Genomic DNA, 25,277 nt, shown 5'->3' with positions numbered 1-25,277 from the left:
TACACTGTCGAGGTGAACGGCGAGACCTTCGATATCGATGCTCCCAATGATGAGGCGGTGCGCGCCGCGGTGCGACAGCTTCAGGGGCAACAGCCTGCCGCAGCTACGGCACCACCGCCGCTGAACGCCACGTCACAGCCCGAGAAATCGACACTTGAGAAGGTGACAGGCAACATCAACTCGTTCGGTCAAGGCATCGTCGACATGGTCGGGATGGGTTATGCCGATGAGATCGGTGCAGGCATCGACTATGCAGGCTCGCATGTTCTGCCATGGCGCGATGCAAAGACCTACGATCAAGCTTTGACGGATACTCGTGGAGAGCAGGAACAGGCCTACGAGGAGCATCCGGCAGCCAACATCGCAGGCAAGGTAACAGGCGCGCTATGGGGTGCCAGCCGCCTCGCCAAGGCTGGACTTTCTCCAACTGCCAACGCCATCAAGAGCGAGGCTGGGCTTGGGAGAGTGACAGCAGCCTCGGCAAAGGAAGGTGCGATCCTCGGCACTATCTCAGGATTCGGGAATGGTGAGGACGGCTTTACTAACAGGCTTGCCAACTCCGGGGTTGGGCTCGCTTTGGGAGCAGGTATAGGCGCCATTGCGCCTGCAGCAATTGCCGGCGGTACGCAGTTAGTCAAATCCGCCGCCGCGCCATTGATAGCACCATTCGCTCCGAATGGATATGTGCGGGAAGCGCTCGCTACGGCACTGCGCCGCGCCGGCCAGACCCCGGAGAGTATCGCCAATAACATGCGCGCTGCGACGGCTGATGGCCAGGATATGTTCAACGTCGCTGACGCCATGGGGTATACCGGCGAGCGGCTGATGTCGACTTCTACGCGTGTTCCGCATGATAACCGGCAGCCGCTTGCTGAAGCTTTGATGGCGCGACAGGCAGGGCAGGGCGAGCGGCTTGCGAATAACCTGGCCGAAGGCTTTGATACCTTTGATACAGCCGGGCGCCGTATCGCTGACCGCACGGCGCAGCGCACCGCGGAGGCAAACGAACTCTACCCAGCCGCCCGCGCAAATGCCGGCCCGGTCAACGTCACGCCTGTCCTCGAAGAGATCGACAGGACGATCCGCCCGGGCGTCAACCAGATGGTCAACCCCCGTGATCGGATTGCTAATGACTCGATCGAAGGCGCTTTGACGCGGGTTCGTTCCATGCTGTCAGATGGCAATTCCCAAGTTACCGACTTCGACACCTTGTTCAGGGCGAAGTTGGACCTGGATGACATGATCCAACGAGCAGAAGCGCAGGGGGCCGGTAATCGTGCGCATTACCTGTCGCGCGTTCAGGGGCTGGTCGACCAAGCGCTCGCCGATGCTTCCGAGGGGTATGTAGGCGCGCGCGACGCATTTGCCCGTGCCTCGCGCCGCATCGAGGCCGTTGACGCGGGCAGCGCGGCAAGCCGCATTTCCCGCAGGGCTCAAGACACCATCCCGGAGTTCGAAGCGATGCCTGCCGGCGAACAGGCGGATTTCCGCGCCGGCTACATCGACCCCCTGATCGCCCGCCTGGAGGGAGCGTCTTCGTCCCCGACGACGAACAAAGCTCGAATGCTGCAGACGCCGAAGTTTGAAGCCGAACTCCCTGCGTTCGCTGCCCCGGAGCGCGGAGGACAGCTTGCCGACCGCATCGCGCGGGAACAGACGATGTTCCGGACCGCAAACGCAGCGCTAGGCAATTCGAAAACGGCCGACAACCTAGCGGACGCTGCGGACATGAACCAGTTCGACCCGGCGGTTATCGGGCGTCTGGTGCGGGGCGACCCGATCGGCGCGATTACAACAGGTCTTTCGAAGGCCCTCGGAACCTTGACCGGGCAGCCGCCGTCCGTTGTGGAACGACTATCTCGCGTGCTGATGGAGACGAACCCAGACGTCGCGCTGGATGTGTTGCGGGCAGGGACACAGCAGCTGTCGCGGAACGATCAACTACGGGCGCGGCTCGTGTCCGCGCTAGTGGAATCAGGAGCCGCCGGAGTTCCGAGACTTACTGCGCCATGAATCGGGAACCTTGTTGCCGGTGATCTCGATCGCCCAGGCCACAAGGCATCCGCCAATACCGGCACCTAGCGATAGTGATACCCAATCAATCGATCTCGTGAAGAGATTGATGAGAAAACCAACGAGCAGAATCACGAACAGCGACTTCCACGGCCCAGGTCCGCGGTCAAGCTTCGGTTCATTCGGGTCGTGATCGATCTGCATGGCGCAACCAATACTACACCATTGATGGCCTCGCAATTCGCGGGGCTAGAAAGTCGTGCAGGACACGTTATTGCCATAGCGGTTGCAGTTTGTCGTTCTCATCGTAGGGGATGCCTGAGGAGCGTAAATTACTGGGGCGGGAGTATACTGCTGGCCTCGGAACGGAAAGGTCGGCAGGCGACCGTCTGTCACGCCGCACGAATAGCTCATCCGGTACCAGGTGATAGGGCCAGGCATGATATCGGCGATCAACCCGCCGGAATTGCTGGAGCTGTCCAGGACTTGGTATTTGCCTTTGCAGACCTTGGCGGCTGACTTCAGACACTCATTCGGCGATCCGTTGCACTTCGCTTGATGCATGGTGCCACCAGACGGCGTCGGAACCTCCTCGCCAGAGGTGGCGCACCCAGCGAGGGTGGCGACGATAGCAACGAGAAGTGGTGCGGCTTTCATTAATTTTCTCCCGATGATGGAGAATAAAACGCACGAAAACTCGCGTTAGTCGAGTTGCCGCTCGGCAACAACCGAGCCATATTTTGGAGTAAGGTGAATGCCCAGAAATTCCTCAGGCGTCTATTCCAAACCCGCCGGAACGACACCCTCTGTCGGCCAGGTCATCGACCCGGTGCCGTGGAACGCACTGACCACCGACCTCGGCAACGAAATCACCAACTCGCTGCCGCGTGATGGCTCGGCGCCGATGACGGCGCCGCTCAAGAACGCCGATGGGACGCAGGCGCAGCCTTCCGTTACGTTCTCTTCCGACATCACGACTGGCATGTATCGCAAGGCGTCCGGTGTCGGCGCTCTGGTTGCCGGCGGCGTCGAAGTTGTCACTTGGTCGAGCGCCGGGGTGGTTATCAATCAAACCATCAACGATGATATCGATCTGGACGGCCACAACCTTCTCAACGTCAACGAGGGCGTGCCAGACTACCTAAATGGCCTAATAACCGTCCGAACGAGCGGGACGACAATCACCGTCGGCACCGGCGCATTCAAGAGGAACGGGCGGTATGTGAAAAACGCCGCCTCAATGTCCAAGAATATCAATGCTGTTTGGGCGGCCGGAAATGGGTCTGGTGGTCTTGACGCTGGCTCCCTGGCCGCAAGCTCGACCTATCACCTCCACGCAATCTCCAAGGACGCCGACGGTTCGTTTGACTGGCTGTATTCGCTGTCGGCGACGACTCCGACAGTTCCGGCAGGGTATACCTTGGTCGGGCGTTTTTGGAGCGTGGTCACGGACGCCTCCAGCGTTATTAGAGATTATACGCAGTCCGGCAATAAATGCCTACTGACGACCGTAATACAAGAAAGCAGTATAACATCGTCGTTTTCAAAAGCTTTGGTCTCGCTTATCGCCGCACCTAATCTCTTATCAGTCGACATGATTATGGATTTATCCGGCGCGATTAGTGCAGTCGTTAACGCATCTGTTGACGCAAAGCTTTACGATGGCAACTTGCCGTCTACTGCCGCATGGTCAATGCATGCTGTCGCATCATCCGCAACATCGGCCAACAGCGTTAACTTTGCCGGAACTAATAAGGTAAGAACCAACGCGAGCAAACAAATTTATGAGGCGGTAAATTTCAACGTGGCGAACGGCACTGTCATTTTAACTTCAATGGGTTGGGAAGATTACCAACTGCCAAGGGTAGGATTTTAAGATGTTCGTGAAAAGAGAAGATGGAAACATCACCGCCGCATTCGCCGCATCCCAGAAATTCGCAACGGAAGAACTCGCGGACGACAATGCGGAATTGATCGCCTTCCTTAGCCCCCCAGCCAGTACGATCCACATCATCCCCAAAATGCTCCTCTGGACTCGCCTCTCCGACGCCGAGGCGAACACGGTAGACGCCGCCATGGCGACGCAGTCCGCCAAGCTTCGTGGCATCTGGAATTCAGCAACAGAGGTCCGCTCCGATAGCGAATTCTTCGGCACGCTTCAGACCTTCCTGACTGGCGCCATCGGCTCCGATCGCGCCGCCCAGGTTCTGCAGCCGGAATAGCGGAGGTGCGGCCATGATCTTTCGCTATCTCGCCTACTTACCGGCGAACCTGATCTAGCGGGCCTAACCAAATCCACATCTGGAGCTCACCCCATGCTCGTCCATAACTGGCGCGCAGTGCTCAAGCATGCCTGGTCGGTGCGCTTGATGGCCCTGGCGCTCGTCTTCATCATCCTCGAACCGATCTACAATTTCGTGGCGGCCACCTGGGTGTCTCGCAACATCTACATCCAGCTCGGGATGTCCGCGGCCACCGGCCTCCTGGCCGTCGCAGCCATCATTGCCCGCATCTACGTCCAGCAAAAAGTATCAGGAGATCTGAATGGCAAACCGCCTACAGAAGGGTAGTGCCGCCGCGGCTATGGCCGTGGCGCTCGTTGGATCGTTCGAGGGGCTGCGCCAGAATGCCTATCCCGACCCGGCCACGCAAGGAAAGCCCTGGACGATCTGTTATGGCAGCACTAACGGGGTGAAGCCTGGCGACCGGAAGACGGTCGAACAGTGCAAGGCGATTCTCTCGCTCGAGCTGCAAACCTATGCCGCTGGCATCGAGCGCTGCGTCAAAGTCCCGCTCCCGGATGCTCGCTTCGTCGCCTTGACCTCGTTCTCCTACAACGTCGGCATCAAGGCGGCTTGCGGCTCCAGCGCCGTCAAGCTCATCAACGCGGGCAAGACCGCTGAAGGCTGCGAAGCTCTCCTGAAGTGGAACCGCGCCGCCGGGATCGTCTTTCCCGGCCTGACGCGCCGCCGGCAGAAAGAACGTCAGTTCTGTTTGGAGGGCATCTGATGCTCTCGCTGATCCCCGACGTCATAAAGTTGCCGGCCGCTATCGCCCTCGGCGCCGTCCTCGCCTTCTACCCGGCCCGTTGGCTTGGGCAGTCCGAAGGCAAGCAGATGGCTGCAACAGCCGCCCTCACAAAATCCGTCCAGGTTCTGCGCGAAAGGAACACGATCGATGATGAAGTTTCAACTTCTGATGCTGCCGCTTTGTGCGCTGATCTCGGGTTGCCAGACGACCAGCAAGCAGAATGTGTGCGACGGGTTCTCTCGCCTGACGCCGAGCCTTCAGACATCGGTGACGATCCTGAAGACGGATCGGCCGTTCGCAAACCAGATTGCCAGCCACAATAAGTTCGGCGCCGCTCAAGGCTGCTGGGAGTAGACGCCGATGATGAACGCAATTTCGCTCGCCTTGACGAACCCGATGTTGAATGCCGGGGGCGGAAGCGGCGGAGATCCCGATCGCTTCATGTTCTTTGCCACGCGCAACCGCATGCCCTCGGGCAACATCGTCACTGCCGCGGCCGGCACCGAATATGTGTGCACCAAGATGGTCATCAGCACGCCGTCTTATGAAACGCGGACGTTCAGGTTTCACCTGTCCGGCTTCGCTTCGACGGAAGGCGGAAACTCGCCACAGGAAACCATCGTCACCGGCACGATCGGCGCGCCGGGCAATTCCGTTGTCGTCGATGCGATGTTCGCCCGGGTCGCAGGCGTCTTCTACCAGTTGCAGGTCGCAGCTTCGAATACAGTGACCATTGCCGATCAGACGAATGGCGCGTGGACGGACGAACTGACCACGCCAGACGTCGCGGCCGAAAGTGAAATAGAGCTATGGGTGTTTTACCATACGGCAGTCGCTGAAAAGATCTGGCCCGTGTTTCGCATCCAGAAGCATCGCGGCGAACGCGTCTGGGGCGCGATCGATCACGCGACGTTGCTGGCCTTCAAGGATACGCCGAACGCCGACAGCACCGTCGCGCTCGATACCGGCTATGGCACACAGGCGCAGCCGCAATATTACGGGTTCGACTTCATGGTCGCGAAGGGCGACTGGGACGGCCGTCCGATCGCCCTTGGCTTCGTCGACAGCCTGGGTGAAAGCCGGCAGGAATTCAGCGCCGCGGCCGATACGCGCGGCAATCTGGGCTGGTTTCGCCGCTGGCTGGACAAGAATGGTGGTATCGGTCGAATTCCCCATTGCCTAGTAGGTATGCCCGGCGCGGGATCTGTTCGCGAATATACCGGGACTGGCTCGGCCATCGCGACCAGGCGCCGGGATATCATCCGCGAAATCTACGCTTTCAATGGAAACAAATGGCCGTTCACAGTCATCGCAAACCAGATGGGGCAGAACGATATATCCACGTTGTACAACACGTGGTTCAACACAAACTATCGGTCCCTGGTGGGGCGCGCTCGCGCTGAATACCCTGGCGTTCGCATCGTCGCATTCCCGCCGCTCGGCCGCACGGATATTCAAAAAACCGTTACCCTCACTTCGGTGGGAACAGTTGCCACGGCGACTATAGCGGCCGGGACTACCGGGCTTGTCAGCGGACAGACAGTCAGCATTACCGGGGCAACGCCGACCGCCTACAACGGCAACTATGTGATTACCGTCACAGGCCCGAACACCTTCACTTACGATTTCGCGGGTGGTACGTCCCCGGCGACTGGAACTATTCGAGCCGGAGATCTGGGATTGCGGGCCGAGTTTCAGGCCTATTCGGCAAACAACGTCTGGCCGGCTGACGGAACGGATGCGTCCGGCAAATGGCGCCTGCACGACGATATCATGGCGCAGACATCGGCCTGCTGTGATGCTGCGATCGATACCTACGCTGCGTGGGTGTCGCCGTCCAAAGGTGGAGCGTGGCCGAGCATGCTGGAGCTTTCCAGCACGACGCTTACAGTCCAGGCCGGGACGGACGGCATTGCCACATACAACACAATTACCGTGGCGGATGCGAGCTTCCTTCGACCAGAGCAGACCATAAACCTCTATTCCGGCCCTGACGGCGTTGCGCGCCTGAGCACACAGATCATCGGCAGCATTGCTGGCAATGTCATTACCTATCAGGGGACGAGTGCCGTTGTTATGCCGATCGGAACGGTAGTGCGGCCGGCGGCGGCGATCGGCGAGAGCACTCCGGCATCCATGGTGCACCCGCAGCCGATCATGATTGACCGCATCGCCAACGGCATTTCCCAAACCGAAAAGCTGAAGTTCAATCCATAGACAGGCAGGCGTCGACATAATGGCATCCAATGACGACATTCTTCGCGCGCTCGGTCGGGTCGAAGGCAGATTGACCGGCATCGAGGACAGCGTTTCTCATCTTCGCGACGAGGTCAGTGACGAGAAGGATAATGCTCACAAAAGCCGTTCAGTCATCCACAGACGGCTTGATGAGCAGGCGAAGCAGATCCACCTGCTCGACATGACCGTGACAGTCAGCAGCAACGTTGATGGTCAGATCCGCGAGGAGATCAAAAACCTCACGGAGACCGTCGAGAAGAACCACGAAGCAGTCGCCCCCACCCTTGAAGAGTGGAAAAAAATGAAGACCCTCGGCTACGGTATCTCAGGGCTTATCGCCTTCGCTGGCCTGACCATCGGCGGGATTGTCGCCTATATGAGCGACGGAGCTGTTGCGGCCTTGCGACATTGGTTGAAAATCAATTGACTGATACTGCATTTGCTTCCACGGGACTCGATTTCGAAAAAAAAGGCCCCGCCGAGAGACGGAGCCAGTCTATTGGATTGCACAGGAGGAACAAACTACCCGTGCTTTCCTGCAGATATAACAAAAAAGGGACCGTTTAAGTTCCCGTCATTGCACGCCGCGCGGATCAAAAGAAAACGGGGCAATTTGGAAAAGGACGGACCGCACAGGATGAAAGAGGGAAGCGGACAACCCCAGTATGGGGCGCCTGTGCGATCCTCGTGGCCTAACCGTAGATCATCGGAAAAGTTCCCAACGTTGCTTCTTCGGTTGCATATGCCAGCGACGGCGCCGTTGCTTGGTTGAGGTGCTGGCTGAAAATCGACTGAGTGATCATCCGGAAAAAAGCCCCGCCCAAAGGCGAGGCTAGTTGAGGGGAGTTAGCCGCGCGGTGACCGACATGACATCATGTTCCGCGCGGCCGACCGTCGTACTCGCGGATCCGGGATTTGTTCCCCTGGGGCATAAAATTGATATGCACCAATCGTCCTGAAGCTTTGGGCTATCTCTGGAAATGACGCGATCAACTGACCATGAGTGGCGATCACGTACGATTTCGCTCTGAGGGTCAAAATGATTTCGAGTGACGATGTTGTTCTGCTACTATTTAAGTAGGCCGCTCAGCGAATACTTCCTAACCCAAAGTATATTGTCTCCTGTACGTTGGGCGGCCTCCAGAGGATTATTCACACCAATTATTCCGGCGTCTCGGGCTCCACGACCGTGCGAAGCCTTCCGTGAGCAGCATCTTCCCGATCTCTTCACCGTTCGTTCGATAGATGTTAACGAGCGGCCGGTGCGACGGCGTCTTGTCGACTGCGCCGCTCATTACGACACGCAATCCTTTTTCCGCCAAAAGCTCTTTCAGACGGCCCTTGGCGATCAGCGCCATTTTCCGTTCCTTGATGCACTTCGCGTGCGATCCGATCTCCGGCGTATCGATGCCCGAGACGAACGGAACACCTTCTCCCAGCAGCCGCATGTTCTGCCCATCGCATTTCACCGTGTCGCCGTCGACGACGGTCAACGATGCGCAGATAATCAATCCAGCAATCAATTCTCATTCCTTTTCTTGCGCTCCAAGATCACCTCGACACATAGCCAATGACGATGTTGGCGCCGCGGTGACCGCATTTGCATTTCAGTCGCGGACCTATTGCCGAAATCTTCGTATCCTTGCCGAGCCGTTTTTGCAGTGCCCATCGATCAAGCGGCCGTTTCCGTTTGCAATCGGCGTTCCTGCAAAAGGCCACCAGACCCTCCCACTCGGCCAGATCGCCGAGGGCACGATCCCTCTTCTGCGCGTCCTCAGGCTTCACATAGCCATGTCGCCGTGCCCATTCTTCGGGACCGTGGTGATAGGTAAGCTTGCACCGCTCGTAGTATCTGTTTTCGGTGCGCTGGCATCCGAGATTTTCCTTTGCGAGCGTTGGGAGGAGCGAAGGCATAGAAGCATTGCCATGCTTTGCGATGAGCTCGTCCCCCTCGAAGAATTTCAAAATCTCGCATTCCTCGCAGATCACGCCCACCCGCTTGCCTGCATATGACTTTAGCCCCGTGCCGGCGTCGGACGAATTCCAATCATCGACGGTCATAGTCCGGCAACCATCCACGGGTCATGCCTCGGCTCATGGCGCCTTCTGCCAACGCCAACTGCCTACGAAGGTGCCGGATGTCATCGAGTAGCGTGCCGATCGCTGCCCAGGCATCTGCATCGTGATAGGCGAGGACAGCTTCAATTTCCCGTCGTTCGTCACTGGCCGCGCTCACATCTCGTTCGGGTTTCATGGCTGCACTCGACGAGGGAAGATGCCTGCCAGGCTGAGATTCTCGCAGAAGATCGATATGGCTTTCTCGACTCCATCAGCGCAGGGGAATTTGAATGGTCTCGTGGCTTCGTCGGTAAAAACCGGTTCACCCGTTTCGGAATCCACCCCGGTCACGTGCCTCCTCAACAGGATTCCGCAGGCCTCCCCGGCTATCTCGTCGATCGCCATCTGGACATCTCCCAAAAAGCAATCGCTGGGCACATCAATGATGTAGGCAGTGAAAAACCTCACGCCTCGACTGCCCGCCACAGCCTTGACCAGGCTTTCGTGAGCTGCGGAGACCTCAATCTCCTTCTCCGGTGGCCACATAACGGGACCTGCATCCCATTCACCATCTTCCACGGCTTCGCTGACCGGCTGCTCTCGCATATCCGTTTCTCCACATCTTCGATTTTCAGATTGGCGGCCGCCGCGCCGATGTTCTTATTATGTTCGCATACGGGCGCGAGTCAATAATCAATCTGGGTCAATTGCTTTTTAAGACGTTGCTGATGGGATGGAGGCATGACAAAGCCGCCAAAACCCAAACCGCTCCTGCAGGATGCTGATAAGCCGGTTCGATCCCGGCCCCGCAAAGCGCGAAATCCTGCGCAGCCGAACCTTCTCCTCGACCCTATGCCAGATCGCATTGAGCCGTGTCTTGCGCTTCTGAAGACCAAGCCGCCGAAGGGCAGCGACTGGGTTTATGAGATCAAATGGGATGGCTATCGCTTGGGGGTTCATATCGAGCCGACGGGCATTCGCATCCTGACGCGCGGCGGCCATGACTGGACGCATCGTTTCCCGGCGATCAAACAAGCGGCCATGTGGCTTCCTGTTGGCACGGCAATCCTCGATGGCGAGGCAGTGGTTCTCGACGAGAAGGGCAGGTCGGATTTCGGCCTGCTGCAACAATCGCTCGGCGGCCGGGTCGGCGAGAAGATTTCAAGCGACGCCATCTTCATGGCCTTCGATCTGCTCTATTTCGACGGTCACGATCTGAGAAATTCCGAACTCAGCATGCGCCGGCATCTGCTCGATGATCTGGTGCCGGCCGGCGAGCAGGGCGATATCCGGCTTTCCGAGGAGATCGAGGCCGACGGCGATCAGCTGCTGGCAAGCGCTTGCGAACACGGGTTGGAAGGCATAATCGCCAAGCGCCGGGACGCGCCTTATCGCTCCGGCCGGCTCGGCGACTGGCTGAAGATCAAGTGCGTCCAGAGCGACAGCTTCTTCGTCGTTGGCTATGAGCGATCCACGGCTGCGCGGCGCCAGATCGCGTCACTGCTCCTTGCCGCCCGCATGGGTGACGGCTTGGTTTATGTCGGGTCGGTCGGGACAGGCTTCAAAGAGAGCGATGTCTCAGAGCTTCGCGGCATGATGGACAAGATCACCCGCAAGACGCCACCGCTCCCATACTCAGGCGCTCGCAAGAACGTTGTCTGGCTGCAGCCGACGCTGATCGCCGAGATCGAATACAGGGCTTGGACAGAAGATGGCAACCTGCGGCATGCCTCTTATAAGGGGCTGCGCGAGGTGCAGGACAATGCGGCCGTTTATGAGGTCGACTAGGACCTGTTCAAGCGGTTCCATCCACGTCGCTGGCTTCATCGACATTGTGCACGGGCAGATAGGTGTTCTTCTCCATCCATTCCCGGACGATAAACCTGATCGTATCGTTGCGCGTCATCCCGAACTCGCCAGCTAGGTCTCGCAAGGCGTCTTCGACATCATCCTCCATTGAGACCGCACCGGCATTGCGCAGTCGCAGCGCGGCCCGACGAAGCATGATCTGGAGATCCGCTCGCGAAATATCTGCGATCCGGTCGGCGGCGTCTTCGAGGAGCGTGGCGGTGTCGGGCGAGCTCATCAATGTAGGCGCTTCGGTGCGTCCTCGATCTGCTCAAGGATCTGCACCAGTCCCAGCACCACATTTGGGTTCAGCCGAGCAAGAATAAGGCCCGACCGCTCGGCTGTTTCGCCGGTGCGTCGATCGAATATCGTCCAGGTCTGATCTGGTTCTTTGCGCACGCCGTAGCGCGGTTCCGTAGAGCTACTCTTCAATCTCATTTCCGTCGTCATCGTATTCAACCTCGGGTTCCGAGTCTTCGACATATGTTCTGCATCCCTCTTCGAAAGAAGATGAGTTACCCGAACAGTCATCCTCGCTCTGAATACCGTTGTTTTCCGCCCATTCATAGCCGGCCCTGTGGCCCTCGCAATTATCCACGCAGGCATTTCCGCCGAAGCTCTGCGCGAAGCCTGGGGTTGCGAAGCTTGGGCCTAGCAGAGCGCTCGCATACAACACCGCCATCAATTTCCGCATTACCAACCTCCCGGACGCGACATTGCGCTTCTGCCGCCGCACTTATTGCCCGCGGCGTCATATTGCCAATCGTATTGACAGTTGCCTGGATAGCGCCGCGGTGGAGTGTATGCTCCGCCGCCGCAATTTCCATTCGCGCATACCGCAGCAGCCGTCCCGACCAATGCAAGCCCCACGAGAACCGCGGCTGCTTGCCTTTGCTGGGCGACCATCCGCTCACATTCCAACATGCTCATCCCGCGTCGGTTCACTTCCGCCACGAGCTGGAATTGAAATGCTGGATCTTGCGTTTCCAGTGCCGTCTTACAAAGCGCGGCTTTGCTCACCGCCGACGGCTTGTTGTTGAATTCAGACGGCGTCGTAGTGCAGCCCGCCAAAGCGAGCGAAATCGCCGCGACGCCGAAGCGTCGAGCTGACAGATACATTTTCACGGATAACCCCTCAGTTGCCCGCCGCTAACATCGCAGATTTCTGTTCGACGTCAAATTGCATATTAATCTATCGTTAACGCAGCTTGTGCGTGCGGCTGGCGGATTGCACCTTAGACCGAAACGGTCGTCATTGTGTGCCAGATTGGCGTGCCCAGTTCAAAAGAGAGCGCCGGCTGACATACTTTTTGTTGACTTCGTTGTGCAGAGATTCAAAAATTCTCTCGTTAAGCGAGAGGATTATCAAGATGTCCGAACTCGAAGACCTTTTACGACAGAAAGCCGAGATAGAAGCCAGGATCGAACAGGTTCGGGCATCGGAAATCGATGGGCTCAAGCGACGATTTGCCGAAATGGCTCTGCAATTGCGCGAGCTGAATGCGTTGCCTGGCGCCATTGTTGAAGCGTTCACGGATAAAGCGGGCACCTTCAATGTCTTCCGAACCATGAAAGTCAAGAAGCCTTCCTAGGGGAGGGGATTTTGCACCTACGTGATCTAACACGAGGCGCGGCGTCGGCTGCTCGCCTTCGCGGCCATATCCTTCGTTCCGGATATACCTTGTTCGGCCAAAAGGTTTGGACGGAAGGCGAGAACCTGGCATGCCGGCTGTTTTATCCAGACTACTTCGCCCTGAAACAAATTCTCTACACGCGGACAGCAAGGGCCATTCGTGCTCACTGCCAGGCGCTCGGCCTATGCAGGAAACGTCACCTTTGGGGCCCGTTGGATAAGATGCTGCTGAAAAAGCTCTATCCGACTGGCACTCGCGATGAGATATGCGCGGCCTTCCCGGGCGTCGAGTGGGAAAATATCTGTGCGGTTGCCCGCTATTACGGCTACCGGCGGAAGAAGAAGCCTTACAAGAAAACTGGAGTGCCGGCCTTAGATGCTGTGCGCGTGCGCTGTTATGACGTGAAGATCAACATGCGCGAGTTGGACGAGGACTGCCGCACTAAGAAATATTTCCAAAAGCGGGGATACAAGGCGCAATATCCGAACTTCCGAGCCATAAACCGTGCCGCATCCTATTTAGGCGGCTATCTCGATTTTCACTTTCCCCCCGAGACCTGAAGCGCATTAGAAGCAGCGGTCCCGTCTGGAGCCAGACCCTTGACGTGGTCCGCCCATGCAATGAGCGCAGCCCGCTTTTCCTCGGCATAGTCGTAGCGATTGTAAACCGCTGCAACGCCCTTGATCGACCCCGATCGGTGATTGATCACTGCCTCGACGACATGCACCGGGACGCCCAGCCGAGCCATCCCACTTGCTGCTGTGCGTCTCAAGTCATGGAATGTCCAAGGCTCAAGCTCGACCTTGGCACCGGACTGGCCTAGCGCCTCGGCTTCCTCCCTGGCTATCTTCAGCATTTCCGCATCGATGTTCTTTTTTGCTCGACCATACCCAGAGACTTTTGTCACCCCCGTTGTCGTGAAGAGAAAAATCGGCTCTTCGTCGTCGGCCGGCCGGATCTTTGGTAGCGTCTCGATTTGGCGTATGGTTTCAGCTGCAAGAGCGACGAAATGCTCTTTCCGGTTCTTCGATCGCTCAGGCGGAATAATCCATTGCTGGTCGTTTCCTGCCAGATCGATTTCCCACCATCGGGCACCAGAGACCTCGCTACGACGTTGTGCGGTCAAGAGCAGAAGCCGGGCCATTGGTCCGAAAGGATAGCCGATGTTTCCGGATGCCAGCCAGAGAAGCCTGACTTCGTCATCCGTCAAAACCCGATCGCGCGTCGTCTCTTCACTGGGTTTATCGATCTTCTTTTCCATCGGTGACACGTCGATAATATCGCGCTGAACAGCCCAGTTAAAAAACTTCCTCAGCAGCGAAAGCAGCCGGTTCGCGACGATAGGCGCCCGCTCTGCGACCTCGTCCAGGTGAGCGACAATCTCTTGTCTCTTGATGCTCTTCATTGTCCGTTTGCCGAACTTCGGCCGGACGTCCTTATCAAAAAGCCGCTTCCTCTCTGTGATAGTCGAAGGTCGGTTTTTCTTCTCGACATATCGCTTGATGAACTCGTCGAGCGCATCATTCACGATATCGAGCTTGAGCGCCTTCTTGGTCGCTTTGGCTGCCGCGGGGTCGTTACCCTCCGAGACGTCGCGCAATAGCTTTGATGCCTCTTCGCGGGCTTTAGCCAAGGGAAAAAGGGGCAGGGGGCCGATCGTGAACTTCTTTGGCTTGCCTTCAAACCTGTAACGGATGGCCCAGCTAGTCACGCCGGAAGGCTGAATGATCAGGTAGAGGCCAGGCAAGCCGCCGTCAGGAATTTCCTGTCGAATGTCCGTCGCTTTGAATGCTTCGATTGCGCGAACGGTCAGGGCTTTTGCCATAGGTCTTTCCGGGGTAACGCCGGGGTAACGGCGGAAGGGTGATACGTCGTGATTGCCAAAGTTATTATCACGATTCACCACAAGCCCTGCAAGCCTTGGGATTCAGGCTGTCCGCATATATCTGTTGATAGCTGTTGATAGGCCGAGTTAAGGGAAATCACCTGCCTTCTAAGCAGGTTGTCGCAGGTTCGATTCCTGCAGGGGTCGCCATTTTTCAAGTGTCCATCCATGCAGCATGCCTTTCGCCAAACAGGTAGAGCGGCTTCCGTAAAACGAAGCTGCTGGGCCGTGGACCGTCTATCCGATTGGAACATGCATTTACGGCCATGTCTTCGGGCGACATGATTATCAACGAAAACTATGTAGGTGTCGCGAAAGATGGGTGTCCGCATCGTGCTCATAGGCTTCCCGGGCGTTGGGAAGTTGACCATCGCGAAAGAGTTGAGCGCCATGGTTTCGGCAAAAATTGTCGACAACCACCGGGTCAACAACCCGATTCTGCGTCTGCCGGATGAGGATGGAACGGCCCCGTTTCCAAAGGGAATATGGGAGTTTACAGGTCGAGTTCGACAAACCGTCCTTGATGCAATCACCGCTTACGCGCCGTCCGCCAATTTCATTTTCACGCATGCCGGCTTGGATGGTGATGAGCGGAGCCTTCGTACCTTTCAACAGATCGCCGGTGCTGCCGAAGGCTGCGACGCCGTTTTGGTGCCGGTGCGATTGCTGTGATGAAGAGGAGCTGGCTCGCCGGGTTTCGAACCCCGAGCGACGCCAAAGGTTGAAATCCACGGATGTGGCAGCCTCGAGGGATCGCAGTCGGAGGGCGGGGGTTTTCGATCCACTCCACCCAAACACATTGGTGCTCGACGTCACTTCCGCATCACCGGGAAAAACGGCCAACACGATCCGAGAGCATATTCTAAAGGTCCTTGGCGACCTGTCAGCCTGAAATTCGTCGGAGTTGATTCTATTCGCGCTACGATCGTCGATACGCCTGATGGCGGGAGGTGAGGCGTTCTGACGAGCTATCGGTTTACGCAAAGCCGGCCCGAAAGGCCGGCTGACGCCTGCCGAAAAATCGCAGCGCGCGGATGGGGCTCCCTCATCCGCGCGCCGAAGTAGCCGACTTTTGCGGCCAGCGTGTTGTGGCGATCGGACGACCGCCACAACGCTATCGTTACAGGAGAAAATCGCCTGCCCCCAGGTGGACGAGGCCCTTCAGCTGAACCTCGAAGTCATGAATGCCGTCGCCGTTCGTGTCGGCCTGGATAACGGTAACATCGCTCGCGGATCCGGCGTTGTCGTCATAGTGCCAAGCGAGCGCGCCAGCCTTGTGATCGAACAAGGCATTCTCCTGTGCCTGGAAATGGAAGGTACCATTGCCCGCCGCAGAGCCATTCGCATCGATCGCCGAGATGTCGATCTTATCGACGCCGTGCTGGAAGTCGGTGATGACGTCGCGGTTCAAGCCGGACCCGGTTTCCGTCGGTGCCTTCAAGATAAACGTATCCTCACCGATGCCACCGGTCATAATGTCCTTTCCGGCACCACCAATGAGGACATCATTGCCGGCGCCGCCGTCCAGCTTGTCCGCGCCAGCCCCGCCAGTGAGAACGTTGCCGCCGCCGTTGCCGCCGGTCAGTACGTCGTTGTAGCTTGAGCCGGTCAAGTTTTCGATGCCGGCGATCTTGTCGCCGGTCGCCTGACCGCCCGATGCGACCTTAGTCGCCAAGTTGACGTTGACCGCGTCGGAGCCCGCATAGCTGGCCGTGTCATTGCCAGTACCGCCGTCGAGCACGTCCGCGCCGGCCCCGCCCTTCAACACGTCACTACCGCCGAGACCCTTGAAGGTTTCGTTGCCGCCGTTGGACTGGCCGGTGTGCGGCAGGATGTCGTTACCGTTGGTGCCGATGAATTCCTTTGTCGGCGCCGTTGGCGTTGTCGGTTGCGTCGGCGTGGTCGGCGTGGTCGGCGTTGTCGGTTCCGTCGGGGTGGTTGGCGTTGTCGGATTCGTCGGCGTGGTTGGCGTTGTCGGTTGCGTCGGCGTGGTTGGCGTTCCCGGTGTCGCACTGGAGCCCGATTCGTAGGCACCCATATCGACAGTTCCAACGACGCGAGCGTGGCCGTCCAGATCGACCGAGCCGACGCCGTACTTGGCGGTTCCGCCGTCGATCGCTGCCGAGCCGGAGCCGAGGTGGAAGTTGTCGCTCGCTGCTCCCAGGAATTTCGGGTCGACGCCGAGCTTGTTGCCGTTCGCCGTGCTCGGCATAGCGTTGCCGCCGTCGGTCCTGACCGAGGCCTGGCCGGCCGTGCCGTTGTAGGTGTCGTTGTTGGCCCAGACGACGTTGGCGTTGGTATAGCCGCCGTACGACGTGTTATCGACCGCAGTGTTGTTCTTGTTCACCGACGGGTCGGCTACGGCGATGTTGTTGATCCAGGTGTTGTTGCTGGACTGCGCGTTGCTGAGTTCGCCGCGCCAGGTGCCGTCGTTCAGCAGGTCCTGATTGTTGTGGTATGCGGTGTTGTTTTTCACCGTGACGGAGTCGCTCCAGGTAACTTGGATGCCTTTGCTGCCGTTCTCATAGACGAGGTTGTTGTCGACCAGGGTCTTAAACGTGTAGTTCGGATGACCGCTCGTCTGCGTGCTCTGGAAATCGTCGATGATGATGCCGTTGCCATCGGTGTGCGCACCCGACTTCGTGACGTTGTCGTGCGAGATGTTGTTCCGGATGATGTTGCGGAAGCTGCCATCGTCCGGCGCCCCGGTGATATTCCGGTTCTGGTAGAGAGAGATGCCTGAAAACCAGCCAGAACTCGCATTTTTGTAAGTCTCGTTCCCTTCGATCGTGATGAAGTCGGATCCGGCGAAGGCGATGCCGGACGCACCGTTGTCGTGGGAAACGTTATTGGCGATCCTCACATGGTGGACGCCATCACCAACAATGCCGTGCGAAGCGCTCCCGTAGACCTCGAAGCCCTCGACCGCCACATAGTTAGCAGTGATGTTAATACCATTTGCGCCGCCCGACGCTGAGTGGATCACCGCTCCACCCGGTACCTCCGACCGCAAGGTAATGTAGCCGGCGGCGGAACCATCCTTGTACATGTTCACCGACTCATTATAGACGCCGGCGCGCACCACAACCTCGTCGCCGGGCTTAAGGTCCGACGCCATCGCGTCGCTGATCGTGTGAAAAGGAGACGTGGCACTGCCGTTACCGCCGCCGCTGCTGCTCGAAGCTACGTAGTATGTCGTCATGGTCTTGTTCCTCAACCTTAGCGTTGTCTTTGCCGGTTACTATTTTTAGTTAATCAGGCGTTACGGCGGGGGGTTATAGGGCGACATTCTGGAAGGCGCAACAGCAACGCGACAGTAAGTGCTTGAGAAACATAGCCATATTGCTGCCACATTATCCCGATCACTCCGAAGTTACATTTTGAAATATTTGCGGAAATTCGAGTCGCCCAAATTACGGCAGTATAAAGGTCCCGCATGCCGAGAATTATTCTTTCTGCAACTATAGCGAAACGCATCCATTGAAAACATTAGAAAAACCCAGGGGGCGTGACTGGATTCCTCTCGCCAAAGGCGGAATCGACATTTTTTGTGAATTTCGCAATTTTGGGCAGCGTCGCCTTACCAATTCGTGCTGATCGAGATGGTAATGGGGGCATGACCGTAGCTGATTCGACCAAACCCATTGCGCAGCATTTCAAGCGCGCCACCGCCGCGAATATGCCTCGGCACCCATCGCTCATACTCTTGCCCTCGAGCAGCCGGGCGACAAATCGAAGACGTTCCTCCATGACCGAAGTCTCTCTCCACGGCATGAGAAACACGAAAGCAGTCATCGTCTCGCTACCGCCTCACATCATCTCTGAGTATGACAAATGACGATGCAGACTGAGCGACTTCTCGGATATCGCGCAATGACCGCAGCGGGTGCATCTGGCCAATTGCGTTGCGGGAAAAAGGCTGCTTTGCAATGACACGGTAAAGGTTGCCAGCAGATTGCGGCAGGTGAACATGAGGATATCGATGACAGCCAGCTAACGGTCTGCGATGCGCGGTGACGCCAATCCGCACGCCACGCACCAGACGGTCAGCCCGACGTGCCCCACGACAACTGGCCAAAACGCGATGCCGGAAATGCCGTGACGGAGCCAGGAAAATGCCAGGATTGCGGTGACGGCAACATTGTAGAGAAGCATTGCCGATACCAGTCCTCTGACGGCCTTGCCTCCCGCTTCGTGCCGCCCAAGCCAGCAGGCGACGGCCAAGGCGAGCACTGCCGCACCAGCGACACGGGCGACGGTCATGTCGACAGGGGTATCTGGCGCTGCCCCGAGCAGCACTTCAATCAGAAGAGCGGGTACCAGCAGCAACGCCAGGCCCGTGGCTGCTTCAACCACGCCCGTCACCGAAAGCAGGAGCTTGGAATTCGCTCGCATGGTTTCAGGCATGTCGCCTCCTTGAACATCTCGGCGTTTGCGTCGGAGACCCACGTTCGCTTCTACTGGCCGAGTTTGAAAGTCAGCTCGTTGATCTTGCCGGTGAACTTGAACGGAGCGTCGTACCGATACTCGACCATGGCGACCCCGGTGCGCGTATCCTGCCCGACGTCGAAGCTTTCATCCTCCGGAAAGGTGACCGGGATCGTGTGTTCGACCGAGTTCGTCGCCACGTCCTTGCCGTCCACCGACAGCACGCCTGTGCCGCCTTTTCCCAGGCCTGGACCATCGGACTTGAACGTGAAGACGATCTCGTGTTTGCCGGGTTCCAGTTCCGGCCCTTCCCACATGGTGCGCTTCAGGTCGAGAAGGTTGTAGAGAAACACCACCCTGCCTCGCCCGACGCCGAAGTCGCCCTTGCTGAGGAACAAGCCGTAGCCGCCGAACCGGCCGCCCTCGGTGACGATCATGCCCTCCGCGCCGCCTTCGGGTATCTCGACCTCGGCCGTGATCGTATAGGACTTGTTCAAGACGCTCGGCGCTGCACTGGGCGGCACGCCGCTGAGTTCTCCCGAATAGGCAAACTCGGTTCGTCCGGCAGTCAGGTTCGGGCGCGGCGTGTTCCAGCGGGAAAGCGTCGAATTGTCCAATGGCAGGACGTTGTACTTCTTCGCCTCGGAATAGAAGAGGTCCTGCATCTGCTTGAGCTTGTCCGGCAGCTTGGCGGCAAGGTCGTTGAACTGGGTCGGATCATCGTTGACGTTGTAGAGTTCCCAGTTGTAGCCACTGATGACATCGGGAGGCGTCGCAGTGCTCAACTCCCATGGACGGGTCGCCGGCGTCGTCGCAGCCACCCAGCCATTGTCGTAGATGGCGCGGTTGCCGAGCATCTCGAAATATTGCGTCGTGTGCCGGGTGGCAGCATCGACATTTGCCTTATCCCATGTGTACATCATGCTCACCCCTTCAATGGGGCGTTGCTCGATGCCGTTGATTGTCTGAGGCGTCGGGATGCCGGTCGCTTCGAGGATCGTGGGCACGATGTCGATGACGTGGTGGAACTGGCGACGGATGCCGCCGACGTCATCGATATGGCCAGGCCAGGACATCGCCACACCTTGAGAGGTTCCGCCAAAATGCGACGGCACCTGCTTCACCCACTTGAAAGGCGTGTCCATCGCCCATGCCCAGGCCGCGGCGAAATGCGGGAAGGTTCGTTCCGATCCCCAGAACGGATACCAAAGCAATTGATCCTTCACCGGCACGGGGATTCCGTTGAAGGTGGTGAACTCGTTCGGCGTGCCGTTCAGCATGCCTTCAGCGCTCGCGCCATTGTCGCCGCCGATATAGATGATCAGCGTATTGTCGAGTTCGCCGAGATCGTCGACGGCCTGAATGACCCGACCGATTTCATTGTCGGCATAGGCGAGATAAGCGCCATAGATATCTGCCTGCTTGATAAAGAGTTTCTTCTCTTCCAGGCCTAAGCTATCCCATTCCGGAAGTTCCTTCGGCCACGGCGTCAGTTGCGCGTTCTCGGGCATGATGCCGAGCCGCTTTTGGTTGGCGAAGATCGTCTCGCGCAGCTTGTTCCATCCTTCGTCGAAGAGGTGCATATCGCTGATCTTCTTGACCCATTCCGGTGTGGGGTGATGCGGTGCATGGGTGGCGCCCGGGACGTAATAGACAAGCCAAGGTTTCTCGGGGGCAATCTCCTTCAATTGCTTCATGTAGTGGATGGCCTCGTCGGCCATCGCCGTTTCCAGGTTCCAGGTCGGATTTCCTTCGAAGGGATAGATCGCAGTCGTATTGCGGTAGAGGTTGGGCTGCCATTGGCTGGCGTCACCGCCGACAAAACCGTAGAAATATTCAAAGCCCATACCCGTTGGCCATTGATTGAACGGCCCTGCCTGGCTCGATTGATAGGAAGGCGTGTTGTGGTTCTTGCCGAACCACGATGTCGCGTAGCCATTCTCCCTGAGGATCGTGCCGATGGTGCCTTTCTCGATCGGGATGATGGAATCATAACCCGGATAGCCCGTCGCAATTTCGCCGACGACCCCGGCGCCGACCGAATGGTGGTTTCGCCCCGTAATCAATGCAGCCCGTGTCGGCGAACAAAGTGACGTTGAATGGAAATTGGTGAAGCGCAACCCCTGGTTTGCAATGCGGTCCATTGCAGGGGTGGGAATGACGCCGCCAAAGGTGCTGGGTGCACCGAATCCCTGGTCGTCCGTCATGATCAGCAATACGTTCGGCGCACCCTTTGGCGGCACGACGCGCGGCGCCCACCAAGGCTGTGACTCCGAGGCTTTCTCCTTGATGACGCCGCCGAAATTCGGTGCGGGAGGCGGAAGCTGCTTGCCGTCGAGGGTGATCGTCGCTCCGGGCGCTCCCGTGACCGCCTGCGCGAATGCCGCAGGACAGCCGCCCAACCCGGTCAAAGCTGTGAAACCCAGCGCGGCGAGCGCGCCGCGAGAAAAGTGCAACGCATTTCGACGGCACATGGAATTTCTCCTCCTGGATAACGTCGCGGCGCGGACCGGTATGGTGGCTGCCAACAGGTGGGCACGACGGCTTCGCGCCCATCGCGACGGGGGCGGACGTCCGCGATGATCGCTCAACGCGATCCACAATCAACGTATGTTACCGTAACAACGGCAGCAACTACGCGGCAGGGCCTTCACCCTGATGCGGCAGCCGATACCGCACGATCATTCCGACCGCCGAAGCAAGTGCGAGGCAACCGAAGACAATTGCGGCGATCGTCGATGCGCTCATGCGGCAAGTCCGCGGCTGTTGACGACGCCATCCCGATTTTGCCGTGTCACCGTTATACCTCGCGCTTGATGAGCCGTTGCTCCAGCAAACCAATTAGGCACAACGGAGCGTGTCGCCACTCCACGGCGGGCACGCTCACTTCGGGTGGGATGTCGACCGCCGATTGCATCCTGGCCGGGGCACTGAAAAAAGCAACGTATGTGACGGTAACACACGGTAAGCCCGCAACTGCCGTGCAGGCAACGCCAAGGCGCGTCCACGACATCTCCGTGGACGCGGATGACTTTGTGCAGTAGATTACACTAATAAAATTTCTGGTAGTTGCGCCCTCAAGAGCGGTGAGGAGCATGTCATGCAGAATGCGATGGCAGCCGATGCTGCACGACCTTCCACGCGACCGCCTCCCGGACCTGATGATATTCGCAGGCAGCTTGAGCGCATCATCGCGAATCCGGAGTTTCCCCACACGGGCCGTAGCGCCGATTTCCTGCGGTACATCACAGAAGAGACGCTCGCAGGCAACGCCAAGCGCATCAAGGGCTATTCCGTTGCGGTGGAGGTGTTCAAGCGCTCCCAAGGCTTCTCGCAGGACGACCCGGTCGTGCGGATCGGGGCGGGACGGCTGCGGCAAAGCTTGGAGCGCTACTATCTTGTAGCCGGACAGGATGATCCTGTTCGAATGGACATTCCGAAAGGGGGCTATGTTCCAACGTTCGTCTGGAGCAGCCCGGGAGACACCAAGTCTTCCGTTGGCGCATCTGCGCCCGCAGATGGACCAGTCGGTATTGGCAGGTTTCACGGGTATGGAAGGTGGCTTGTCGCCAGTCTGTTGATTCCAGCTCTGATATCGACCTTCCTGTATCAGGTGCAAAGCGGATCACCGTCTTTTGTCCGCAATCCGACGGCGATGCCGGAAATGCATACGGCAAGTCTGGTCGTTGCCCCGTTTGCGAATCTTGGTGAGGATCCTAAGGCGGAGATTTTTTCGGCCGGCCTGACCGAGGAGCTTCTCACAGCCTTGCCACGCTTCAAGGAGATCAAGGTCTTCGGCCGTGAGACGTCCAGATCGTTGTCGCCCGAAGTCGATGCTTCTCGCGTCCGGAACGCACTCGGTGCCGGCTATCTGTTGATGGGAGGAGTGCGTATTTCGGGGGACAAGATGCGAGTTACCGCGCGGCTGCTTGATACGGACAACGGCGAAATCCTGTGGTCGCAGATCTATGACGAGAACATGGGTTCGGGCGATCTGTTCGCGATCCAGGCAGACGTCGCAAACAGGGTGGCGACGGCCATTGCTCAACCCTATGGAGTTATCGCGCAGGAAGATGTCGCCAATCAACCTCCCGACGATCTCGGCGCCTATGCCTGCACATTAAGCTTCTACACCTATCGAACCGAGTTGAGTCCGGAACGGCATCGGCAGGTCAGGGATTGCCTTGAAAGTGCGGTCGCTCGTTATCCATCGTTCGCGACCGCATGGGCGATGCTGTCGATCGTCTACCTCGACGAAGATCGGTTCGACTTCAATGCGCGGCGGGGATCGTCCATTCCAATCGAGCGTAGCCTCGTCGCGGCGCGGCGCGCAATCCAGCTTGATCCCGGCAGCACGCGCGCGCATCAGGCATTGATGATGGCGCTGTTCTTCAATCAGCAGCTGGATGAGGCTTTACGCGTTGGCGAACTGGCGCTCGCAACCAACCCGAACGACACGGAACTGCTTGGAGAGTTCGGGACACGCGTGGCGATGGGCGGGGATTGGGCTCGCGGGGCAGCACTTCTTGAGCGGGCCATCGTTCTCAATCCGGGTGGCGGCGGTTACTATCACGGGACACGAGCGCTTGCTGCGTTCATGCTGAACGACGGCAAGACGGCGGTCGCGGAAATCAGACAGGCCGATTTGCAGAAATTCCCGCTATTCCACCTCGTTGCCGCGGTTATCTATGCCGAGAATGGATTTGAGGCTGAGGCACGGCGCGAAGGCGCAAAGTTCGTTGAAATGCGCCCGGACTTCCTGCCCAACTTAGCGGCGGAACTTCAGTCCCGAAACGTCCGCCCCGTGGATCAGGAGCGGTTCAGCGCCGCAATCCGAAAGGCGGGACTGGCCATAAGCAGTCGAACCGCAACCACAGTTTCGACCGTTGGGTCAGGTCTTTGATCCCACAGCCCTGAGGCGTTGTCCGTATCTGCTTTACGGTGCGTGTACTACAGAGCATACCCGATGTTACGAGCGCCGAGCTCGTCTTTGCCGCACAATAGCTGATGCAACAGGACAAAGGGGCGGAGCGAATGAGGCGGTCATCCCTGGATCGCGATCTCATCCTCTCCCGACACGTTTGACTTCGCTCGCCACCAAGACGCAAGGAGCACAGGTCGATGGTAAAACTTTCCTGCAAGCATTGCCTGACCGCAAACTGGCGATCCTCCGTAGCGCTTGCGCTGGCCGTCACGTTGATCTCACCTTTGGCCGCCCGTGCCGAACAGCCCGATGCCAGGAAGCTCGTCAAGGCGATGTCCGACTATCTCTCGGCCCAGAAGGCGATTTCATTCGCCTACGACACCAATTTTGAGATTGTCACCACCGAGCACCAGAAATTACTGCTCGCAAGTTCCGGAAAAGTGGAGATGGGCCGACCCGACAAGCTCCGCGTTACTCGCACCGGTGGCTTTGCCGATGTCGAGATGACCTTTGACGGCAAGACGGCGACGGTCCTTGGAAAACATCTCAATCTTTACACTCAGGCTGATCTGCCCGGCACGATCGATCATCTCGTCGATGAAATGCGGGATAAACTTCACCGCCCGGTTCCCGGCGCCGATCTCCTGCTGCCCAATGTCTATGACGAACTGATGCGCGACGTTGTTGACGTCAAGGATCTCGGAAGCGGCGTGATTGGCGGCGTTGAATGCGATCATCTTGCATTCCGAACCAAGGAACTCGACTGGCAGTTATGGATCGCGCAAGGCGAAAAACCATATCCTTGCCGATACGTGATTACCGCCACACAGGTCGATCTGGGACCGCAATACAGCATCCAGATCAGCGACTGGAAAACAGGCACCGATGTCGTTGCCGAAGACTACAGTTTCAAGAACACCACGGATGCAAAGAAAGTCGAGCTGGAAAAGCTCGTGGACATTGATGAGCTTCCGGATCGTTTCGCAAAGGGAGACAGCAAATGACCTCGTTGCAAAAAATCAAAATCCTGCTGCTGACCATCGTTGTGGCCATGTCCGGTCTTGAACTCGGCGAACGGCTGGCGGTCCCTGGAATGACGGGAATCTTTACGCCGGCCGAGGCGCGTGTCGGGCGGCCCCTCACGCCCGTCAGCGTGGCAGGTGTTGCACGACGCACCGTCAGGCGATGCGCGGTCGGTGTCTATTACTGCTGAAAGCAA

26 protein-coding genes, 1 tRNA gene and 1 pseudogene are annotated in these 25,277 nt (G+C 58.1%); 17 read left to right on the top strand and 11 right to left on the bottom strand.

Going from position 1 to position 25,277, the window contains the following annotated elements:
• Positions 1-12: 12 nt before the first annotated feature.
• The 8 genes from MOV76_RS08090 (at position 13) to MOV76_RS08055 (ending at position 7,708) form a co-directional block, all read left to right on the top strand.
• Positions 13-2,013 (top strand): hypothetical protein, encoded by a 2,001-nt coding sequence (locus MOV76_RS08090; RefSeq protein WP_247264280.1) that lies wholly within the window; start codon positions 13-15, stop codon positions 2,011-2,013.
• Between the two features lie 754 nt (positions 2,014-2,767).
• A complete protein-coding gene (locus MOV76_RS08085; protein ID WP_247264279.1) occupies positions 2,768-3,889 on the top strand; it encodes a hypothetical protein in 1,122 nt (373 codons plus the stop codon).
• A 1-nt stretch (position 3,890) separates the two neighbouring features.
• Entirely contained in the window at positions 3,891-4,235 is a 345-nt protein-coding gene (locus MOV76_RS08080) for a hypothetical protein (protein ID WP_247264278.1), read from the top strand.
• Positions 4,236-4,328: 93 nt separating this feature from the next.
• Positions 4,329-4,583 carry a hypothetical protein gene (locus MOV76_RS08075; protein ID WP_247264277.1) on the top strand — a complete coding sequence of 85 codons (255 nt, stop codon included), beginning with the start codon at positions 4,329-4,331 and terminating at the stop codon, positions 4,581-4,583.
• Positions 4,558-5,022, top strand: a complete 465-nt coding sequence (locus tag MOV76_RS08070) for a lysozyme (protein ID WP_247264276.1) — start codon at positions 4,558-4,560, stop codon at positions 5,020-5,022. Before MOV76_RS08075 ends, MOV76_RS08070 begins: the two co-directional genes overlap by 26 nt.
• On the top strand, positions 5,022-5,366 hold the full coding sequence (locus MOV76_RS08065) for a hypothetical protein (RefSeq protein WP_247264275.1): 345 nt from the start codon (positions 5,022-5,024) through the stop codon (positions 5,364-5,366). The genes MOV76_RS08070 and MOV76_RS08065 overlap by 1 nt, the downstream gene beginning before the upstream one ends.
• A gap of 37 nt (positions 5,367-5,403) precedes the next feature.
• Entirely contained in the window at positions 5,404-7,260 is a 1,857-nt protein-coding gene (locus MOV76_RS08060; protein WP_247264274.1) for a hypothetical protein, read from the top strand.
• Between the two features lie 19 nt (positions 7,261-7,279).
• Positions 7,280-7,708, top strand: a complete 429-nt coding sequence (locus MOV76_RS08055) for a DUF1515 domain-containing protein (RefSeq protein ID WP_247264273.1) — start codon at positions 7,280-7,282, stop codon at positions 7,706-7,708.
• Between the two features lie 721 nt (positions 7,709-8,429).
• Here MOV76_RS08055 and MOV76_RS08050 read toward each other — a convergent pair.
• Positions 8,430-8,804, bottom strand: a complete 375-nt coding sequence (locus MOV76_RS08050; RefSeq protein ID WP_247264272.1) for a thermonuclease family protein — start codon at positions 8,802-8,804, stop codon at positions 8,430-8,432.
• A 67-nt stretch (positions 8,805-8,871) separates the two neighbouring features.
• Between MOV76_RS08050 and MOV76_RS08045 the strand changes: the two genes are divergently transcribed.
• Positions 8,872-9,294, top strand: a complete 423-nt coding sequence (locus MOV76_RS08045) for a hypothetical protein (protein ID WP_247264271.1) — start codon at positions 8,872-8,874, stop codon at positions 9,292-9,294.
• Between the two features lie 34 nt (positions 9,295-9,328).
• Here MOV76_RS08045 and MOV76_RS08040 read toward each other — a convergent pair whose 3' ends face one another.
• On the bottom strand, positions 9,329-9,535 hold the full coding sequence (locus MOV76_RS08040) for a hypothetical protein (protein WP_246644758.1): 207 nt from the start codon (positions 9,533-9,535) through the stop codon (positions 9,329-9,331).
• Positions 9,532-9,945, bottom strand: a complete 414-nt coding sequence (locus tag MOV76_RS08035) for a hypothetical protein (protein ID WP_247264270.1) — start codon at positions 9,943-9,945, stop codon at positions 9,532-9,534. The genes MOV76_RS08040 and MOV76_RS08035 overlap by 4 nt, the downstream gene beginning before the upstream one ends.
• 135 nt (positions 9,946-10,080) lie before the next feature.
• Here MOV76_RS08035 and ligD point away from each other — a divergent pair, with 135 nt between their 5' ends.
• Positions 10,081-11,127: a non-homologous end-joining DNA ligase gene (gene ligD / locus MOV76_RS08030; RefSeq protein WP_247264269.1), complete on the top strand. Its 1,047-nt coding sequence runs from the start codon at positions 10,081-10,083 to the stop codon at positions 11,125-11,127.
• 7 nt (positions 11,128-11,134) lie between these two features.
• On the opposite strand, the gene MOV76_RS08025 is transcribed toward ligD, so the two are convergent.
• Genes MOV76_RS08025 through MOV76_RS08015 form a run of 4 tightly spaced genes read right to left on the bottom strand, consistent with a single transcriptional unit; the run spans position 11,135 to position 12,306 of the window.
• Entirely contained in the window at positions 11,135-11,425 is a 291-nt protein-coding gene (locus tag MOV76_RS08025; RefSeq protein WP_247264268.1) for a CopG family transcriptional regulator, read from the bottom strand.
• Positions 11,425-11,637, bottom strand: coding sequence for a hypothetical protein (locus MOV76_RS08020; protein ID WP_247264267.1), 213 nt, complete (start codon positions 11,635-11,637; stop codon positions 11,425-11,427). The genes MOV76_RS08025 and MOV76_RS08020 overlap by 1 nt, the downstream gene beginning before the upstream one ends.
• Positions 11,609-11,881, bottom strand: a complete 273-nt coding sequence (locus MOV76_RS40305; protein WP_408987988.1) for a hypothetical protein — start codon at positions 11,879-11,881, stop codon at positions 11,609-11,611. The genes MOV76_RS08020 and MOV76_RS40305 overlap by 29 nt, the downstream gene beginning before the upstream one ends.
• Complete coding sequence (locus MOV76_RS08015) at positions 11,881-12,306, bottom strand: hypothetical protein (protein WP_247264303.1); 426 nt, start codon at positions 12,304-12,306, stop codon at positions 11,881-11,883. Before MOV76_RS08015 ends, MOV76_RS40305 begins: the two co-directional genes overlap by 1 nt.
• Positions 12,307-12,557: 251 nt before the next feature.
• Between MOV76_RS08015 and MOV76_RS08010 the strand changes: the two genes are divergently transcribed.
• Together MOV76_RS08010 and MOV76_RS08005 are read left to right on the top strand one after the other, a co-directional pair.
• Positions 12,558-12,779 (top strand): hypothetical protein, encoded by a 222-nt coding sequence (locus MOV76_RS08010; protein ID WP_222371650.1) that lies wholly within the window; start codon positions 12,558-12,560, stop codon positions 12,777-12,779.
• Positions 12,780-12,868: 89 nt separating this feature from the next.
• Entirely contained in the window at positions 12,869-13,381 is a 513-nt protein-coding gene (locus tag MOV76_RS08005) for a hypothetical protein (protein ID WP_247264266.1), read from the top strand.
• Here the strand turns inward: MOV76_RS08005 and MOV76_RS08000 are convergent.
• A complete protein-coding gene (locus tag MOV76_RS08000) occupies positions 13,360-14,646 on the bottom strand; it encodes a site-specific integrase (RefSeq protein WP_247264265.1) in 1,287 nt (428 codons plus the stop codon). The two genes, MOV76_RS08005 and MOV76_RS08000, sit on opposite strands and share 22 nt — an antisense overlap.
• A 140-nt stretch (positions 14,647-14,786) precedes the next feature.
• On the opposite strand from MOV76_RS08000, the gene MOV76_RS07995 reads away from it, so the two are divergent.
• Together MOV76_RS07995 and MOV76_RS07990 are read left to right on the top strand one after the other, a co-directional pair.
• Positions 14,787-14,856: transfer RNA gene (locus MOV76_RS07995), tRNA-Arg, on the top strand.
• A gap of 168 nt (positions 14,857-15,024) precedes the next feature.
• Positions 15,025-15,598, top strand: a pseudogene (locus tag MOV76_RS07990) (AAA family ATPase).
• 228 nt (positions 15,599-15,826) lie between these two features.
• Here MOV76_RS07990 and MOV76_RS07985 read toward each other — a convergent pair.
• From MOV76_RS07985 to MOV76_RS07975, 3 genes are all read right to left on the bottom strand, one after another.
• On the bottom strand, positions 15,827-17,908 hold the full coding sequence (locus tag MOV76_RS07985) for a choice-of-anchor Q domain-containing protein (protein WP_247264264.1): 2,082 nt from the start codon (positions 17,906-17,908) through the stop codon (positions 15,827-15,829).
• Positions 17,909-18,699: 791 nt separating this feature from the next.
• On the bottom strand, positions 18,700-19,113 hold the full coding sequence (locus tag MOV76_RS07980; RefSeq protein WP_247264263.1) for a hypothetical protein: 414 nt from the start codon (positions 19,111-19,113) through the stop codon (positions 18,700-18,702).
• Positions 19,114-19,163: 50 nt separating this feature from the next.
• Positions 19,164-21,608, bottom strand: a complete 2,445-nt coding sequence (locus MOV76_RS07975) for an arylsulfatase (protein ID WP_247264262.1) — start codon at positions 21,606-21,608, stop codon at positions 19,164-19,166.
• 626 nt (positions 21,609-22,234) lie between these two features.
• Here MOV76_RS07975 and MOV76_RS07970 point away from each other — a divergent pair.
• From MOV76_RS07970 to MOV76_RS07960, 3 genes are all read left to right on the top strand, one after another.
• The gene (locus tag MOV76_RS07970) at positions 22,235-24,037 is read left to right on the top strand and encodes an adenylate cyclase (RefSeq protein WP_247264261.1); all 1,803 of its coding nucleotides are present in this window, start codon (positions 22,235-22,237) and stop codon (positions 24,035-24,037) included.
• A 218-nt stretch (positions 24,038-24,255) separates the two neighbouring features.
• On the top strand, positions 24,256-25,062 hold the full coding sequence (locus MOV76_RS07965) for a DUF2092 domain-containing protein (RefSeq protein ID WP_247264260.1): 807 nt from the start codon (positions 24,256-24,258) through the stop codon (positions 25,060-25,062).
• Positions 25,059-25,271: a hypothetical protein gene (locus MOV76_RS07960; RefSeq protein ID WP_018241862.1), complete on the top strand. Its 213-nt coding sequence runs from the start codon at positions 25,059-25,061 to the stop codon at positions 25,269-25,271. Before MOV76_RS07965 ends, MOV76_RS07960 begins: the two co-directional genes overlap by 4 nt.
• Positions 25,272-25,277: the final 6 nt, after the last annotated feature.

The organism is Rhizobium sp. PRIMUS64 (assembly GCF_023006465.1).
GTDB lineage: Bacteria > Pseudomonadota > Alphaproteobacteria > Rhizobiales > Rhizobiaceae > Rhizobium > Rhizobium leguminosarum.
Note: the sequence above shows the minus strand (reverse complement) of the source record. Positions and strands in the feature narration are given on the sequence as shown.